Source organism: Luteibacter pinisoli (assembly GCF_006385595.1).
Lineage (GTDB): Bacteria > Pseudomonadota > Gammaproteobacteria > Xanthomonadales > Rhodanobacteraceae > Luteibacter > Luteibacter pinisoli.
The window spans coordinates 1574534-1590582 of sequence record NZ_CP041046.1 but is presented as its reverse complement, the minus strand read 5'-3'; the positions used below and the strand labels follow the sequence as shown (position 1 = coordinate 1590582).

Annotated in this window: 15 protein-coding genes; 9 read left to right on the top strand and 6 right to left on the bottom strand. The window is 66.8% G+C overall.

Going from position 1 to position 16049, the window contains the following annotated elements; all coding sequences use genetic code 11:
* Positions 1 to 310 precede the first annotated feature (310 nt).
* A complete protein-coding gene (locus FIV34_RS07340) occupies positions 311 to 847 on the top strand; it encodes a DUF6630 family protein (protein WP_139981120.1) in 537 nt (178 codons plus the stop codon).
* A gap of 13 nt (positions 848 to 860) precedes the next feature.
* On the opposite strand, the gene FIV34_RS07335 is transcribed toward FIV34_RS07340, so the two are convergent.
* Positions 861 to 1754, bottom strand: coding sequence for a LysR family transcriptional regulator (locus tag FIV34_RS07335; RefSeq protein ID WP_139981118.1), 894 nt, complete (start codon positions 1752 to 1754; stop codon positions 861 to 863).
* A gap of 123 nt (positions 1755 to 1877) precedes the next feature.
* Here FIV34_RS07335 and FIV34_RS07330 point away from each other — a divergent pair, with 123 nt between their 5' ends.
* From FIV34_RS07330 to mfd, 5 genes are all read left to right on the top strand, one after another.
* Positions 1878 to 2510 (top strand): NAD(P)-dependent oxidoreductase, encoded by a 633-nt coding sequence (locus FIV34_RS07330; protein ID WP_139981116.1) that lies wholly within the window; start codon positions 1878 to 1880, stop codon positions 2508 to 2510.
* Between the two features lie 37 nt (positions 2511 to 2547).
* Positions 2548 to 3450, top strand: a complete 903-nt coding sequence (locus tag FIV34_RS07325) for a 23S rRNA (adenine(2030)-N(6))-methyltransferase RlmJ (protein ID WP_139981114.1) — start codon at positions 2548 to 2550, stop codon at positions 3448 to 3450.
* Between the two features lie 34 nt (positions 3451 to 3484).
* The gene (locus FIV34_RS07320; RefSeq protein ID WP_139981112.1) at positions 3485 to 3991 is read left to right on the top strand and encodes a Slp family lipoprotein; all 507 of its coding nucleotides are present in this window, start codon (positions 3485 to 3487) and stop codon (positions 3989 to 3991) included.
* Positions 3992 to 4023: 32 nt separating this feature from the next.
* Positions 4024 to 4932 carry a cation diffusion facilitator family transporter gene (locus tag FIV34_RS07315; RefSeq protein ID WP_139981110.1) on the top strand — a complete coding sequence of 303 codons (909 nt, stop codon included), beginning with the start codon at positions 4024 to 4026 and terminating at the stop codon, positions 4930 to 4932.
* A 62-nt stretch (positions 4933 to 4994) separates the two neighbouring features.
* Positions 4995 to 8444, top strand: coding sequence for a transcription-repair coupling factor (gene mfd / locus FIV34_RS07310; RefSeq protein WP_139981108.1), 3450 nt, complete (start codon positions 4995 to 4997; stop codon positions 8442 to 8444).
* Between the two features lie 2 nt (positions 8445 to 8446).
* Here the strand turns inward: mfd and egtD are convergent, their stop codons facing one another.
* On the bottom strand, positions 8447 to 9430 hold the full coding sequence (gene egtD / locus FIV34_RS07305) for an L-histidine N(alpha)-methyltransferase (protein WP_139981106.1): 984 nt from the start codon (positions 9428 to 9430) through the stop codon (positions 8447 to 8449).
* Positions 9427 to 10695: an ergothioneine biosynthesis protein EgtB gene (egtB, locus tag FIV34_RS07300; protein WP_139981102.1), complete on the bottom strand. Its 1269-nt coding sequence runs from the start codon at positions 10693 to 10695 to the stop codon at positions 9427 to 9429. Before egtB ends, egtD begins: the two co-directional genes overlap by 4 nt.
* A 187-nt stretch (positions 10696 to 10882) precedes the next feature.
* Here egtB and FIV34_RS07295 point away from each other — a divergent pair, with 187 nt between their 5' ends.
* A complete protein-coding gene (locus FIV34_RS07295) occupies positions 10883 to 11314 on the top strand; it encodes a DUF6491 family protein (protein ID WP_139981100.1) in 432 nt (143 codons plus the stop codon).
* Positions 11315 to 11394: 80 nt separating this feature from the next.
* On the opposite strand, the gene FIV34_RS07290 is transcribed toward FIV34_RS07295, so the two are convergent.
* The 3 genes from FIV34_RS07290 to FIV34_RS07280 all read right to left on the bottom strand — a co-directional run bounded on the left by FIV34_RS07290 (position 11395) and on the right by FIV34_RS07280 (position 14532).
* On the bottom strand, positions 11395 to 11799 hold the full coding sequence (locus FIV34_RS07290; RefSeq protein WP_139981098.1) for a hypothetical protein: 405 nt from the start codon (positions 11797 to 11799) through the stop codon (positions 11395 to 11397).
* Positions 11800 to 11875: 76 nt separating this feature from the next.
* Complete coding sequence (gene rlmKL / locus FIV34_RS07285) at positions 11876 to 14017, bottom strand: bifunctional 23S rRNA (guanine(2069)-N(7))-methyltransferase RlmK/23S rRNA (guanine(2445)-N(2))-methyltransferase RlmL (protein WP_139981096.1); 2142 nt, start codon at positions 14015 to 14017, stop codon at positions 11876 to 11878.
* Positions 14014 to 14532, bottom strand: a complete 519-nt coding sequence (locus FIV34_RS07280; RefSeq protein ID WP_139981094.1) for an alpha/beta hydrolase — start codon at positions 14530 to 14532, stop codon at positions 14014 to 14016. The genes rlmKL and FIV34_RS07280 overlap by 4 nt, the downstream gene beginning before the upstream one ends.
* A 45-nt stretch (positions 14533 to 14577) precedes the next feature.
* On the opposite strand from FIV34_RS07280, the gene FIV34_RS07275 reads away from it, so the two are divergent.
* Positions 14578 to 15135, top strand: coding sequence for an N-acetylmuramoyl-L-alanine amidase (locus FIV34_RS07275; protein WP_139981092.1), 558 nt, complete (start codon positions 14578 to 14580; stop codon positions 15133 to 15135).
* Between the two features lie 44 nt (positions 15136 to 15179).
* Positions 15180 to 16046 (top strand): acyl-CoA thioesterase II, encoded by an 867-nt coding sequence (gene tesB, locus FIV34_RS07270; RefSeq protein ID WP_139981090.1) that lies wholly within the window; start codon positions 15180 to 15182, stop codon positions 16044 to 16046.
* Positions 16047 to 16049 lie beyond the last annotated feature (3 nt).

The window sequence follows — 16049 nt, the reverse complement described above, 5'->3', positions numbered from 1 at the left end:
GTGCGCGGAACGTGCGCGGGGATCAGCCCAGGCAACAACAACACGCACGCACCACGAAACATCGCGGCATGGCCGCGGACGTCATCGGGAGGTTCGGCGTGTTGGCGTTGTTTGCGTTCACTGGGGCTTGGATCGCCTTGGCTGGTTGCCGCCCGAGGGCGGCGGTTGGCAGTGGGCCGCGGTCGTGGAGCAACGAGACCGCATGACATTTGTTGCACCGCACAGTTCATTTGTCAACCGCGGCATGCCTGCACAAAACGTGACACACCGCGTATGTCATCATTCCAGCCCCCCGGACAGGCCCATCCCCATGAGCGACTACGACGACGATTACGACTACGAACGTGAGCACGACGACGATGACGACGACGAGGAAAGCGTCGAAAAACGCGTCTGGCAGTTGCTGCTCCTGATCAATCCCGGTGACGAAGAAGCGGCCGCGCAGCAGTTCGAGCTGTACCGCGCCACCGCTGACGAAGAAGGCGACGAGGATCCGGTGCGCATCGTCGCCACGGTGACCGACTGGCGCTCCAGCTTCGTCGTGGATGCCGACGACACGCGCGAGTTCATCGAGGCCATCACCGAACTGGTCGGCCGCTGGAATCTCGAGATCGATTGGGGTGGCGACATCCACGACGACGACTTCCACGAAGAGGTCGACGGCCCGGAGCTGTTCTCGCGCGCGTTCGATGACCTGAATTCGAAGGGCTACACGCTGTGGGCGCGCGAGGCGGACGAGGACGACACCTACGCCGGCTGGATCACCTCGTCGCGTGACGACGAATCCATGCGCATGGTGGCCACGGCCCTCGGCGTGAACCTGCGCCTCGGCAACCAGGTGATGTAAGACGGCCGGGTGGTCAGGCCGCCGCCATGCGCTCCTTCAGCAGATCGATGAAGGAGCGCACCTTGACGGTGGGCTGCCCCGCGTAAACAGCGTAGATGCCACCGAGTGGCAAGGCGTGTTCCGGCAGGACATGGACCAGGCGCCCGGCCGCGAGATCACGCCGGGCCATGTAATCGGGCAGCACCGAGAGGCCCATGCCCTCCATCACCAGGGCATGCACCGCCAGCGCGCTGTTGGCGCTGGCCGTCGCATGCACCTGCACCACGGTTTTCGCGCCAGCCGCATCGGTAAACGTCCAGCGGGTGGGTGACGGCAACACGGTAAGCGCCACCCACCGGTGCGCGCCAAGCTCCTCTGGCACAGACGGCGTGCCGTGTGCCCCGAGATAGGCCGGCGTGGCCACCAGGCATTCGCGCATATCGGCCAGCCTTGACGAGCGGAGCGTCGAGTCACGCAACGAGCCAACGCGAATGGCCACATCGAAGCGATCGGCGATGAGATCCACCAGCGCATCGCTCACCACCAGCTCCGGCCGCACCTGCGGGTAGCGCTGCACGTACGCCGCGAGCGCCGGCGCCACGATAAGCGGCCCATGGTCCCCCCCTGCTGCGATGCGCAGGCTGCCCATGGGCGTATCCCGGCATTCCCCCAGCCGCATCACGGCCGCCTCGGCATCGGCCACCACCCGCGCGCAGTCGTCGTAAAAACGCTGCCCCGCGTCGGTGAGGGACATCCGCCGCGTACTGCGCAGCACCAGCGGCATGCCCAGCTCCTCTTCCAGCTTCGCCAGGTGCTGGCTCACCATGGCCTTGGAGGTGCCCAGCTGCTCCGCGGCGGCCGTGAACGACCCCGCCTGGACCAGGGTCACGAACACGGCGAGCCGGTTGAGGTTGATGTCGGTGGCCATGGCGGATGCCCGCGTGATCGTAAAGCGATACTTTACGATGAATTACCCGGAAGGGCATTTTTACGCAACGATCAAAGGCGCATCCTTACTCCCATCCCACCCCACGCCTTAAAGGATTCGCTCATGAACATCGTGCTCTTCGGCGCTACCGGCAACATCGGCAAGGTCATCCTCGACGAAGCCCTGGCCCGCGGCCACCACGTCACCGCCATCGTCCGCGACCCGGCCAGGGTCACCACGTCGAACCCCCAGCTCGTCGTGGCCCAGGGTGACCTGCTCCACCCGGCCACGTACGAAGCGGCCCTGAAGGGCGCCGACGCGGCCATCGCCAGCGTCAACGACCCCAACCCGGATAACGTGCCGAAGCAGGCCGAGACCCTGCTGCAGGCCCTCTCGAAGGCCGGCATCAAGCGCTTTGCCTGGGTCGGCGGGGCTGGCTCGCTGGAAGTGGCGCCCGGCGTCCGCGTGATCGACGACCCGCACTTCCCGCCCGCGTGGAAGCCGTCCGCCATGGGCATGGTCAAGGCGCTTGAGGTGTTCCGCGCCAGCAAGGCCGATATCGACTGGACCTTCATCAGCCCGGCCGCCGAGATCGCCCCCGGCCCGCGCACCGGCACCTACCGCACCGGTGGCGACCAGCTGCTGGTCGACGCCAGCGGCAAGAGCCACATCTCCCAGGCCGACTACGCCGTCGGCCTGCTCGACCACCTGGAAAAGGGCGATGCCGCCCGCAAGCGGATCACCCTCGCCTACTGACGACGGGGCCATCGCGGGGGGCAGGTATACTCCCGCGATGAATTACCGCCACGCCTACCACGCCGGCAACTTTGCCGATGTCATGAAGCACATGGTGCTCGTGGCTCTCCTCGATGCCATGAAGCAGAAAGCCACCCCCTTTTGCTACATCGAGACCCATGCCGGCAGCGGCCGCTACGACCTGCGTAGCGTCCACGCCCGGAAAACCGCCGAGGCCGATGACGGCGTCGCCCGCCTGAAAACGGCCACCGGCCTGCCGCCCCTGCTGTGGAAGTGGCTGGACGTGGTGCGCGCCTGCAACGAGGGCGACGAAGCATTCCGCTACTACCCCGGCTCGCCCTGGATCGCCGCGCACCTGATGCGCCCGACCGACAGCGCCCAGCTGTGCGAACTGCACACCGAAGAGGCAGGCAAGCTGCGCCAGCTGTTCCACCACGACGCGCGCATCCACGTGCACAACCGCGATGGCTACGAGGCGATGAAGGCCCTGGTGCCGCCGAAGGAAAAGCGCGGCCTCGTCCTCATCGACCCGCCGTTCGAGCAGCAGGACGCCGAATTCCGCACGATTGAGAAAGCTCTCAAAGCCGCCATGGAACGCTGGCCCACCGGCATCTTCGCCGTGTGGTACCCGATCAAGGTGCGCAGCCACGTCCAGCCGTTCCACCGCTGGCTGGCCAAGAGCGGCGCCAAGCGCGTGCTGGCCGCCGAACTGCTCCTGCACAAGGACGACTCCCCGCTGCGCCTCAATGGCACCGGGATGGTCATCGTCAACGCGCCGTGGAAGCTCGATGATGCGCTCCGCGACGGCCTGAAGATGCTGCCCAAGCTGCTCGGCGAGCCGGGCGAAGCCGAATACCGGCTGACCTGGCTGGTGGAAGAAGGCAAGGATCCAACGCCCGTACACGTCGCGCATCCAATGCGTTCGCTACCAAGGCGGTAAAGGTAAAGTCACGCTACACGCCAGGAGCCGACCCATGCGCCCGTCACTCGTCCGTCTCGCCGTCCCTGCAGCCCTGCTAACCGTCGCCCTCGCCGGCTGTGCCCCGGCACCGATCTACAAGGCCACCTCGAACAACGCCGCGGTGCCGCCCAGCCAGGTGGCCCGCGAGCCGGAGCGCTACGGCAGCTCCGACGTGATCTGGGGTGGACGGATCGTGCAGGTACGCAACTTTGCCGACCACAGCGAAGTCGAAGTGCTGGCCTACCCGCTGGATAGCTCGCAGCGGCCGAAGGCGGACGACACCGGCACGGGTCGCTTTATCGCCGCCATGCCGGGCTACGTCGAAAGCCTGGACTTCCCCGCCGGCTCGCTGCTGACCGTATCGGGCCGGCTCAACGGCACGCGCACCGGTAACGTCGGCCAGGCCAGCTACACCTTCCCGCTGGTGTCGGTGAACCAGTCGCACGTGTGGACGGCCAAGGAGATGCAGGGCGGCCATCCCAACATCAGCTTCGGCGTGGGCGTGGGCGTCATCCGGTAAGATCTTGCGATTCCCAAGGGACAGGAACCCCCATGTCAGGCCACGCTGATTCAAAGCGCGCGATCTTCCTCGCGCTCGGTGCCAACTTCGCCATCTTCATCGCCAAGCTGGTCGCCGCCATCTTCACTGGCTCCGGCGCGATGATGGCCGAGGCCGTGCACTCGCTGGCCGACTGCGGCAACCAGGGCCTGCTGCTCCTGGGCATGCGCCAGGCCAGGCGGCCGCCCTCGCCGGATTACCCGCTGGGCTGGGGCCGCGCCCTGTATTTCTGGTCGTTCCTGGTGGCGATCCTGCTGTTCAGCGTGGGCGGCATGTTCTCGGTGTACGAGGGCGTGCACAAGCTCACCCACGCCGAGCCGCTGAGCTGGCCATGGCTCGCCGTCGGCGTGCTGGCCTTCTCCATCGTCACCGAAGGCGTGTCGATGCATGGCTGCATGCAGGAAGTGAACAAGGCCCGCGGCGAGCAGTCGCTGTGGGAATGGTTCCGCGAGACGCGCGCCAGCGAACTGCTGGTGATCTTTGGCGAAGACCTGGCCGCGCTGATCGGCCTGTGCCTGGCCCTGGCCGCCGTGCTGCTCACCATGCTCACCGGCAACCTCGTGTACGACGCCATCGGCACGATCTGCATCGGCGTCCTGCTCATCGTCGTGGCCGTGCTGGTGGCCCGCGAGGTCAAGGCCCTGCTGATTGGCCAGGGCGTGGAACCCCGGCGCAAGGCGGAAATGGTCGCCTTCCTCGAAGCCCGTCCCGAGATCGACCAGGTCTACAACCTGCTCACCCTGCAGATGGGCACGGACGTGATGGTGGCGACCAAGGCGAAGATGGCCGCGACGCCCACCCCGCGGGCCATGATCGAGGCCATCAACACCGTCGAGGCGGATTTCAAGGCCCGCTTCAAGGACGTCCGCTGGAGCTTCTTCGAGCCCGACTACACCGATTAACCGGCCCGTAGACACCCGGGCTGTACAATGGATGGCTTGTCTGCCAGCGAACCTGCCGAACGATGCCCGTAGCGCTTCCCCGCCCGCCGCTTCCCGCGAACGCCAAGACCCGCCGCTACTGGGCGGTACCGCATGGCTCGTCCTGGGCCCTCGAAGTGGCCGAGGCGGCCCGTGCCCACGACGGCCTGCTGGTGGTCGTGGTACGCGATACGCGCAGCGCGGATAACCTGGAAAGCGAGCTGGGCGTCTTCGCCGGCGAGCTGCCGGTGCTGCATTTCCCCGACTGGGAAACGCTGCCCTACGACGTCTTCAGCCCGCACCCGGAAGTGGTGTCGCAGCGTATCGCCACGCTCTACCGGCTGCCGTCGGTCAAACGCGGCGTGCTGGTGGTGCCGGTGGCCACGCTGATGCAGCGCATCGCCCCGCGCACCCACATCACCGGCGCCGGCCTTGTGCTGCGCAAGGGCCAGAAACTCGACATCAGCGCCGAGCAGCGCCGCCTCGAAGCGGCGGGCTATCGCAACGTGCCGCAGGTGGCCGAACCCGGCGACTTCGCCGTGCGCGGTGCCCTGATCGACATCTTCGCCATGGGCTCGCGCGAGCCCTACCGCATCGAGCTGTTCGACGACGAGATCGAGTCGATCCGCACGTTCGACCCCGAATCGCAGCGCTCGCAGCAGCAGGTGGACGGCGTGGACCTGCTCCCCGCCCGCGAATTCCCGGTCACGGAGGACGCTGCCAAGGCCTTCCGCACCGCCCTGCGCGACCGTTTCCCGATCGACGTGCGCCGCTGCCCGCTGTACCAGGACATGAAGGAAGGCGTGACGCCGGGCGGCATCGAGTACTACCTGCCGCTGTTCTTCGCGAAAACCGAAACGCTGTTCGACTACATCGCCGGCGATGCGCTGTTCGTCCTCGGCGAAGGCGTGCTCGAATCCTCGGCGGCGTTCTGGCAGCAGGTGGGCGACCGCTACGACCAGCGCGCCCACGACATCGAGCGCCCGGTGCTGCCGCCGGCCGAGATCTACCTGCCGCCGGAACAGCTGCGCGAGCAGTTGAACAAGCAGGTGCGCATCGACGTGGTCGAAAAGGGCCACGAGCATGCCGTCGACCTCGGCACCCAGCCGGCGCCCGAGCTGCCGCTGAACCGCAAGGGCGAAGAGCCCGGCACGGCGCTGCGCCATTTCCTCGCCCACTACCCCGGCCGCACGCTGGTCGCCGCCGACTCCGCCGGCCGTCGCGAGGCGCTCATCGAGCAGCTGGCGGGCGCGGGCATGAAGCCGACGCTGTCGGATAGCTGGAAGGCCTTCCTCGCCAGCGACGAGCGCTTTGCCATCACCGTGGCCTCGCTGGAACAGGGCTTCGCCCTGAACGAGCCCGCGCTGACGGTGCTCACCGAGCGCGAGCTGTTCGGCGAGCGCGTGCGCACGGAGCGCCGCAAGCGCGTCGGCGCCGCGCGCGACCCTGAAAGCATCATCAAGGACCTGACCGAGCTGCAGATCGGCTCGCCCATCGTCCATATCGACCACGGCGTGGGCCGCTACCAGGGCCTGCTGACCCTGGACGTCGGCGACATGCCCGGCGAGTTCCTCACCATCGAGTACGCCAAGGGCGACAAGCTCTACGTGCCCGTGGCCCAGCTCGGCCTCGTCAGCCGTTACACCGGCACGGCACCCGAACTCGCGCCGCTGCACTCCCTCGGCGGAGACGCCTGGGAACGTGCGCGCAAGAAGGCCGCGGAGAAGGTGCGCGACGTGGCCGCCGAGCTGCTGGCGATCTACGCGCAGCGCGAGGCCAAGGTCGGCGAGGCCCTATCGGTGGACCGGCAGATGATCGAAGAATTCGCCGCCACCTTCCCCTTCGAAGAAACCCTGGACCAGCAGCGCGCCATCGACGCCGTGATCGTCGACCTGGCCGCGCCGCGCGCCATGGACCGCGTGGTCTGCGGTGACGTCGGCTTCGGCAAGACCGAAGTAGCGCTGCGCGCTGCCTTCGCCGCAGCCACGGCCGGCAAACAGGTGGCCGTGCTGGTGCCGACCACCCTGCTCGCCCAGCAGCACTACCGCAACTTCGCCGATCGCTTCGCTGACTGGCCGGTGCGCGTGGAAGTGCTGTCGCGCTTCAAGTCGAAGAAGGAAGTGGATAACGCGCTGGAGCGCCTCGCCGACGGCCAGGTGGACGTCATGGTCGGCACGCACAAACTCCTGCAGCCGGATATCCGCTTCAAGAACCTCGGGCTGGTGATCGTCGACGAGGAACAGCGCTTCGGCGTGCGCCAGAAGGAACAGCTGAAGAAGCTGCGCGCCGCCGTGGACCTGCTCACCCTGACGGCCACGCCGATCCCGCGTACGTTGAACATGGCGATGAGCGGCCTGCGCGACCTGTCGATCATCGCCACCCCGCCCGCCCACCGTACCGCGGTGCGCACCCTCATCTCGACGTGGCAACCCGCGCTCATCCGCGAAGCGATCCAGCGTGAGCTGGCCCGTGGCGGCCAGGTGTATTTCCTGCACAACGAGGTCGACTCGATCGAGCGCATGGCGCGCGAGCTGGGCGAACTGATTCCCGAGGCACGCATCCGCGTGGCCCACGGCCAGATGCCCGAGCGCGAACTCGAACAGGTGATGGCGGACTTCCACCGCCAGCGCTTCAACGTGCTGGTCTCGACCACGATCATTGAGTCGGGCATCGATATCCCGACCGCCAATACCATCGTCGTGAACCGCGCGGATCGCTTCGGCCTGGCCCAGCTGCACCAGCTGCGCGGCCGCGTCGGTCGTTCGCATCACCGCGCGTACGCCTACCTGATCGTGCCGGACCGCAAGGCGATGACGGCGGACGCCGAGAAGCGCCTGGAAGCCCTGGCATCGCTGGAAGAGCTTGGCGCCGGCTTCACGCTGGCCACGCACGACCTGGAGATCCGCGGCGCCGGCGAAATGCTCGGCGAGGAACAGTCGGGCCAGATCCAGGAAATCGGCTTCGGCCTGTATACCGAACTGCTGGACCGCGCCGTGCGCGCGCTGCGTTCGGGCAAGATCCCGGACTTCGACCTCACTTCGGAACACGAGACCGAGGTCGAGCTACACCTCGCGGCGCTCATCCCGGACGACTACCTGCCCGACGTGCATACGCGCCTGACGCTGTACAAGCGCATCGCCAGCGCGCGCGACGACGAAGGCCTGCGCGAGCTCCAGGTGGAAATGATCGATCGCTTCGGCCTGCTTCCGGACCAGGCCAAGTGTCTGTTCGCGGTGGCCCAGCTGAAGCTGATGGCGACGCCGCTGGGTATTCGCAAGGTCGATTTCGGGCCGAGCGGCGGACGCATCACCTTCCGCGAAAAGCCCGACGTCGACCCGGTGCTGCTGATCAAGCTGATCCAGCAGCAGCCGCGCGTGTTCAAGCTGGATGGCCAGGACAAGCTGCGGGTGATCATGGAGCTTCCCGGCAGCGCGGAACGCATCCGCGCTGCGCAGGAAACCCTGGTGTCACTGGGCGCGCGTCGCCCGTCCTGAGGTCAGGCCGCGGGAGCGGAACGGACCAGATACTGGACGCTGAATTTCTGGTCGGCGTCCATCCAGACCTTCTCCACGGCGAGGCCGGCCTTGCTGGCCATCTGCGCGAAGTCCTCCAGCGAGTACTTGCAGCTGTATTCCACCTGCATCGCCTCGTCCTCGCGGAAAGCGAAGACATCGTGGCCGACGTGGACGTCCTGGCGCTTCGTGCTGACCAGCGCCGTTTCAATGCGCCCGGCCAGCGCGTTATAGCGGGCGCGGTGGCGGAACGCCTCCACGTCGAAATCGGTACCGATTTCGCGGTTCAGCCGCACCAGCATGTTGAGGGTGAACTCGCGCGTGACGCCGGCGGCGTCGTTGTAGGCCGCTTCGATGGCGGCCGGGTCCTTCTTCAGGTCCACGCCGACGATGATGCCGCCACCGACGCTCATCTCCGTGCGCATCTGGCGCAGGATCCTGATCGCTTCCTTCGTCTCGAAGTTGCCGATGGTGGATCCCGGGAAGTAGATCACCGTGCGCCGCGGCGAGCGCGATGCCACGGGCAGGCGCAGCGGCTGGGTGAAGTCGGCGCACACCGGCTGCATCGGCACATCGGGGAAACGCGTCGCCAGTTCCGCCACGCTTTCCATCAGCGCCGTGCGTGAGATCTCCACGGGCACGTAGGCCACCGGCGTCTCAAGGTGCTCGAGCAGCATGCGCGTCTTGATGCCGCTGCCACTGCCGTACTCCACCAGGCGTACGTCATGGCCGAGTGTGTCGGCGATATCACCCGCATGGTCGCGCATGATCGCGATCTCGGTGCGGGTGAGGTAGTACTCGGGTTGTTCGCAAATCGCTTCGAACAGGGCGGAGCCGCGTTCGTCGTAGAACAGCCGCGACGGCAGCTTCTTCTGTTTCGCGGCGAGCCCACGGCGCACGGTGTCCAGGGTGTCATCGACATCCGGATGGCGGTCGTCCAGGCGGATATCTTTCGGTTGAGCGCTCATCGATCGTTTCCAAGTCGTAGCCCCGAAAACTGCCAACGGGCGTGGGGCGGGAAGAAATTCCGGTACGTCGAACGGACATGATCGGCGGGCGTCGCACACGAGCCTCCGCGAAGGATCCACTGCCCATTCATGAATTTTCCGTTGTACTCACCCAGCGCGCCGTCAAGCGGACGAAACCCGGGATAACTGACATAGGGGCTCATCGTCCATTCCCAACAGTCGCCGTACATTTGCCCGAGTTCCGTCTCGAAGGTGATGGCACGAGGTTGGAACACCCCGCTGTCCTGAAGGTTCCCCTTTACGGGGAGCGCGGCGGCCATGGTTTCCCATTCCACCTCCGTCGGCAGGCGGGCACCGGCCCAGCGGGCAAAGGCGTCCGCCTCGAAGTAACTCACGTGACACACCGGCGCATGCGGGTCGATGGCATGCCGGCCTTGCAGGGTGAACTCCGTCTCGCAGGCCTCGTCCCAGTACAGCGGACGCTGCCAGCCTTCCGCCTGCACCGTGGCCCAGCCATCGGAGAGCCACAGGGTGGGCGTGCGATAACCGCCGTCATCGACAAACGCACGGTACTCCGCGTTCGTGACAGGACGATTGGCGATGGAACCCGCCTGCCGATACGTGCGATGCCGCGGGCCTTCGTTGTCGAAATGAAAACCGTCGCCGGCGTAACCGATCTCAACGACACCCTCGTCAAACGACACGAACTGCAACGCGGGAGCGGCAACTGACAACGCGCGCGGTGCATCCGGCGCATACGTGGGTTCGAGCGGATTTTGCGCAAACGCATGCTTGATATCGGTGAGCAACAGTTCCTGGTGTTGCTGCTCGTGCTGCACGCCGAGCTCAACGAGCATCGGCAGTGCCTCGTCATCGCCGCGTTCGATGCGCTCCGCGATGGCGTCGTCGATGCGCGCACGGTAAGCGAGCACGTCACTGAGCGACGGGCGCGTCAGCATGCCGCGACGCGGCCGTGCATGCATCGGCCCGACGGACTGGTAGTAGCTGTTGAAGAGGTAATGCCATTCAGGATTGGGCGACACGTATCGCTCGTCGCGACCCAGGATGAACTGTTCGAAGAACCACGTGGTATGCGCCAGGTGCCACTTCGTCGGACTGGCATCCGGCATGGACTGGATCACGGTGTCTTCGGGCTGCAGCCGGGCGGCGAGTTCGCGCGTGCGGTAACGGATGCGAAGGAAGCGTTCGGCAAGCGCCGCGTTGGGGCGCGTGGCAGGGGCGAGGCCGAGCGATGATGCGGTCATGCGGGTGCTTCCACGGTCAGCCAACACTCGTCAGCCATGACGCATGACCTTGCCCTAGGAAACGTTCAATGGGTGTGAGTGGTTGCGTTCCCGGCCTTAACGGAAGGTGGACCAACGCCCTGCCCCCTCTCGTTTTTCTCTGCGATCCGGCTTAACGTGGTATTCCCACTGCAACGAGGGATTCACCATGAACGCCCGCTATCTGATTGCCGCCTGCCTGGTCCTCGCCCCCGTTGCGGCCATCGCCGCGGGCGACCCGCCGCCGGCCCGCCACGAGCTCCCGGTCAATGAGTGCATGCGCACGGACCGCATCAGCAACTACAGCGTGGTCGACGACCGTACGGTGATCGTCGCCAACGGCCCGGATTTCTTCAAGGTCACCACCGACGTGGACTGCCCGCGCATGGGCCTGGGCGGCGGCGTTCGCTTCAAGTCGTCCGCCAACATCAAGGCGGTCCAGTCGTTCGCCATATGCGGCAGCATCAACGAGCAGATCGTGCGCCGGGACGATCCGCCCTGCCAGATCCAGTCCGTGGAGAAGATCGACAAGGCGACCTACAAGCAGCTCGAGAAGAAGCACGGGGCCTCGGGCCCGGGGATCAGCGGCCCGGCGCACTGAGCGCTACCGCGGGCGTCCTTGAGGCACAAAAAAAACCCGGCGATGAGCCGGGTTTTTTTGTGCCTCACGTCAGGCGCGGATCAGTAGCCGCCATCGTCGCGAACGTAACGGGTCGAATAGCCGTCGTCGTACGTGGTGGTCGTGGTCGTGACGCGGCGGGTGACGACAGGAGCGTCGTCATACACCACCGTGCGCGGCTGGCTGTAGTACACCGGCGCGCCACCGTAAACCACCGTGGTACGCGGCTGCGTGGCGTTGTAAACCAGGGCGCCTACGGTGCCGGCGACAATCGCGCCAGCGATCCAGCGGCCGCTGTGATCGTAGTAGCCACCACCGCGGTGATAGCCACCGCCGTAATAGCCACCGTGGTAGCCGCCCCGGTAATAACCGCCATGGCCCCAGCCGCCCGCGAACGAGGCTGGTGCGAACGCCATGAGACCCACGGCAGCGAGGGCAACGGCGGACTTGACGAACTTGGCTTTCATGACAGTTACCTCCTCAGGTGAGCGCAGATTCGCGCCCGGCCACTGAATCCGAACTGAAGTTTTCTGCACCCGGCGTTCACGTTTTCCATGGATTCACGAACGGCTTCCGAAGCAGCCAGCAACCGTGGATATCGTGGCGCCGTGCGAAGTCGAACGGGATGCTCGGTGCGCTCCAGTCTTCAATGGAAAGATGGGGTTCGAGGGCGGCCCGATCAAGCTGGAAGCGGCGGAAATTGTTTGAGAAAACAATCACCCCTTCAGGCAGCAGACGGTCGGCGCACTGCAGCAGCAGCTTCACGTGGTCGCGCTGGACGTCGAAGTCGTCCGCCTTCTTCGAGTTGGAGAAGGTCGGCGGGTCGACGTAGATGACGCCGTACTGCATCGAGCGCTTCTCCAGGAACGACACGGCGTCCTCCTGGACCAGGCGGTGGCGGCTGCCCGTGAAGCCGTTCAGGGCCATGTTCTTCGAGGCCCAGTCCAGGTAGGTCGCGGACAGATCCACGCTGGTGGTGTCACGCGCGCCGCCGGCGGCCGCGTAGACGCTGGCCGAACCGGTGTAAGCGAACAGGTTGAGGAAATGCTTGCCGGCGGCAAGTTCCCGGATCTTGGCGCGGACCAGGCGGTGGTCAAGGAACAGGCCGGTATCCAGGTAGTCCGTGGGGTTGATCAGGAACGACAGCCCGGCTTCGTGCACCTCGACGAACTGGCCCTGCTGGTCCATCTGGCCGTACTTGGAACCGCCCTTGCCGCGCTCACGGGTTTTCACCGCGATGCGGTCACGGGGAATCTCAAGAACCTCGGACGCCACCCGCACCACTTCGCGCAGGCGGTTGCGCGCCACGTCCACGGGGATGTCCTGCGGCGCCTTGTACTCCTGGATGTGCAGCCAGTCTTCGTAGACGTCGATGGCCGCCGCGTACTCGGGCAGATCCTGATCGTACGCACGCCAGCAGGTGATGCCTTCGCGGGCCAGCCGCTTGCGCAGGTGGCGGACGTTCTTCTCCAGGCGGTTCTTCAGCATCTGGGCGCCGTCGGACAACGGCTTCTGCTCGCGCGGGGCTTCGCCCGCGGCGCGCAGGCTGAAGGTGAGCAGCGGGGTTTCCAGCGCGCCGTTGTACAGCGCGTAGCGCTTGTCCGGCGAGAGCCTCAGGGCACGGCCCAGCTCCTCGTCGCCGGCCAGCACGGCGGCGCGCCAGCCCGGGAAGCGATCCTTCAGGGCCTGGCCGAACTGGCGGTACAGGTGCGGCAGCTCGGCGCGGTCACCCAGGCGCTCGCCGTACGGCGGGTTGGTGATGACCAGGCCAAGCGGGGTCTCCGGCGGCGGCTCGACGTGGACCGCGTCACGACGGTCGAGGTGCACGAAACCCGCCACGCCGGCCGTCTGCGCGTTGCGCTTGGCGGTCTGGACCATGTTCGGATCCGAATCGCTGCCGAAGAACACCGGGCGCAGCTGGCGCAGGCCTTCGTCGGTGCTGGCCTTGGCTTCTTCCCACAACTGCTTCCACAGCGCGTAGTCGTGCTTGAGCCAGCCCAGGAAGCCGAAGTAGCCCCGGCGCAGGCCCGGCGCCGCACCAGCCGCCATCAGGGCGCCTTCGATCAGCAGCGTGCCGGAGCCACACATCGGGTCCACCAGTGCCCCGCCCTCGGCGTAGATCCGCGGCCACTGGGCGCGGACGAGCATGGCGGCGGCGAGGTTTTCCTTCAGCGGGGCCTCGCCCTGGCGCTCGCGCCAGCCGCGGCGATGCAACGGCGAACCCGAGAGGTCGATGGACAGCGTGGCGCGGTCGCGGCGCACGCGGACGTTGATCTGCACATCCGGCTCTTCGGTTTCCACGTCCGGGCGGGAGCCGCTGGCCTCGCGGAACTGGTCGACGATGGCGTCCTTGGTCTTCAGCGCGATGAACTGGCTGTGCGTGAGCTTGCTGAGCGCCGTGTTGGCGTCCACGGCGAGGGTGCCGTGGGCGGCCAGGTGCTCCGACCAGGTGATGGACTGCACGCCCTGGTAGAGGTCTTCCGGCGTGGCGGCATCGAACTCCGCCAGCGGCAGCAGCACGCGGCTGGCCATGCGCGACCATAGGCAGGCGCGGTAGGCGGTATCCAGGCCACCGGAGAACGAGACGCCGGCCAGGGCCTCCTTCACGTCCTCGGCGCCGATGGCGACCAGTTCGTCCTTGAGGAGGTATTCGAGGCCCTTGGGGCAGGTGGCGAAGAAGTTCATGCCAGGGTTTCCAGGAAGCGGCGGAACGCCGCCTCGATATCGGTCAGGGTGTCGCTAAGGCGATGGTCGTCCTGGACCAGCAGCAGGGGAGCACCCTGGCTGCGCGCAAAGGCGAAGGCGCCTTCCACGGGGCAGACGTCGTCGGCGTAGCCGTGGATAAGGAAGGTGGGCACGCCCCTCGCCGCGGCGAACGGGCGCGGGTAGCCGGGGATGCCGGCCGGCAGGGCGAGCAGGAACAACCCCGCCACCTCGGCGTCGAGGGAAGCCAGGCCCGAGGCGAAGGCACCCATGCTCGAGCCCACCAGCACCGGCGGCACCGGCGCGGCGGCGATCGCCGCGGCCAGCCGCGCCAGGCGCGGATCCACCGAGCCGGCGTGGCCCTTGAGGTCATCTTCGCGGTAATCGGGGCGGAGGGTGGCCCAGCCGAGGGACTCGGCCAGCGCCGCCAGGGCGCTCACCTTGGTGGCATCGGGACCGGAATCGGACCCGTGGGAAAGAATGATGTAGCCGCGCATGGCGGTCTCCGTACGCGGATCGACTGCCTATGTTATCAAAGCGGCATGATCGACATCCTTCACGCCCCCCTGCCCTACGAAGATCGCCTGCCCGAGCGCGCCGGCGACACCGTCGACCTCGTGGTCATCCACTGCACCGAGCTGCCCGACCTGGCCCTGGCCCGGGAGTACGGCGAGCGCGTGCTCTACGAAGACCGCGGCACGGGCGCCAGCGGGCATTACTACATCGACCGCGACGGTTCGATCCTCTGCTACGTGGACCCGAACCGGGTGGCCAACCACACCCGTGGCTACAACCCGCGTTCCATCGGCATCGAGCTAGTGAACCTCGGCCGCTACCCGGACTGGTTCCACTCGGCCAAACAGGAAATGACCGAGCCCTACCCCGCGGCGCAGATCACCGCCCTGCGTGCGCTGCTCGACCACCTCGTGGAACGCTTCCCGTCCCTGCGCCACATCGCCGGCCACGAGGACCTGGACACCGCCATGGTCCCGTCCAGCGACGACCCGGAGAACGAAGTGCCCCGCAAGCGCGACCCGGGCCCGCAATTCCCCTGGGCGCGCGCGTACGACGACGGCCGGCTGGGCCGGATCAAGGCCTGATTCCCTATAATCAGCGCCTACCGCGCACCGTCCAAGGGACCCCCATGCACGACAACCACGTCGGCGAGCTTGTCGACCTGCTCGAACTCGAACGCCTCGAAGACAACCTGTTCCGCGGGCAGAGCCGGGACATCGGCACCAAGTTCGTGTTCGGCGGCCAGGTACTGGGCCAGGCGCTCTCCGCCGCCCAGCGCACCGTGCCGGACGACCGCGTTGCCCATTCGCTGCACGCGTACTTCCTGCGCGCCGGCGACATCGACGCGCCCATCGTCTACAGCGTGGAGCGCACCCGTGACGGTGGGTCGTTCTCGGCCCGCCGTGTCGTCGCCATCCAGCACGGCCAGCCCATCCTCAACGGCTCCATCTCGTTCCAGGTGCCGGAGACCGGCTACGAACACCAGATGTCGATGCCTGAGGTGCCCGCACCGGAAGACGTCGAAGCCATGCCAGCCCTTTCGCTGGAACAGCTATCGCGCCTGCCGGAGAAAACCCAGCGCTGGCTCGGCAAGGATGGCCCGTTCGAGTTCCGCCACGTGTGGCCGCGCGATGAACTGCGCCCCGCCAAGCGCCCGCCGTACCAGCACATCTGGTTCCGCCTGACGGCGCCGATCGAAGACACCCTGGCGCTGCACCAGGCGCTGCTTGCCTACGCGTCCGACTTCCACCTGATCGGCACGGCCACGTTGCCGCATGGCATCTCCTACCTCACCCGCAACATGCAGATGGCCAGCCTGGACCACGCCCTGTGGTTCCACCGGCCGTTCCGCATCGACGAGTGGCTGCTGTACTCGTTCGACAGCCCCACCTCGCAGGGCGGCCGCGGCCTCGCCCGCGGCATGATCTATTCGCGTGACGGCCAGCTGGTGGCCAGCACCGCGCAGGAAGGCCTGATCCGGGTCCGGCCCGGCTAAACG

Bases quoted from the DNA above. Each gene is read 5' to 3' on its own strand.
- FIV34_RS07340 (WP_139981120.1), top strand. From the start codon at position 311: ATGAGCGACTACGACGACGATTACGACTACGAACGTGAGCACGACGAC.
- FIV34_RS07335 (WP_139981118.1), bottom strand. From the start codon at position 1,754: ATGGCCACCGACATCAACCTCAACCGGCTCGCCGTGTTCGTGACCCTG.
- FIV34_RS07330 (WP_139981116.1), top strand. From the start codon at position 1,878: ATGAACATCGTGCTCTTCGGCGCTACCGGCAACATCGGCAAGGTCATC.
- FIV34_RS07325 (WP_139981114.1), top strand. From the start codon at position 2,548: ATGAATTACCGCCACGCCTACCACGCCGGCAACTTTGCCGATGTCATG.
- FIV34_RS07320 (WP_139981112.1), top strand. From the start codon at position 3,485: ATGCGCCCGTCACTCGTCCGTCTCGCCGTCCCTGCAGCCCTGCTAACC.
- FIV34_RS07315 (WP_139981110.1), top strand. From the start codon at position 4,024: ATGTCAGGCCACGCTGATTCAAAGCGCGCGATCTTCCTCGCGCTCGGT.
- mfd (WP_139981108.1), top strand. From the start codon at position 4,995: ATGCCCGTAGCGCTTCCCCGCCCGCCGCTTCCCGCGAACGCCAAGACC.
- egtD (WP_139981106.1), bottom strand. From the start codon at position 9,430: ATGAGCGCTCAACCGAAAGATATCCGCCTGGACGACCGCCATCCGGAT.
- egtB (WP_139981102.1), bottom strand. From the start codon at position 10,695: ATGACCGCATCATCGCTCGGCCTCGCCCCTGCCACGCGCCCCAACGCG.
- FIV34_RS07295 (WP_139981100.1), top strand. From the start codon at position 10,883: ATGAACGCCCGCTATCTGATTGCCGCCTGCCTGGTCCTCGCCCCCGTT.
- FIV34_RS07290 (WP_139981098.1), bottom strand. From the start codon at position 11,799: ATGAAAGCCAAGTTCGTCAAGTCCGCCGTTGCCCTCGCTGCCGTGGGT.
- rlmKL (WP_139981096.1), bottom strand. From the start codon at position 14,017: ATGAACTTCTTCGCCACCTGCCCCAAGGGCCTCGAATACCTCCTCAAG.
- FIV34_RS07280 (WP_139981094.1), bottom strand. From the start codon at position 14,532: ATGCGCGGCTACATCATTCTTTCCCACGGGTCCGATTCCGGTCCCGAT.
- FIV34_RS07275 (WP_139981092.1), top strand. From the start codon at position 14,578: ATGATCGACATCCTTCACGCCCCCCTGCCCTACGAAGATCGCCTGCCC.
- tesB (WP_139981090.1), top strand. From the start codon at position 15,180: ATGCACGACAACCACGTCGGCGAGCTTGTCGACCTGCTCGAACTCGAA.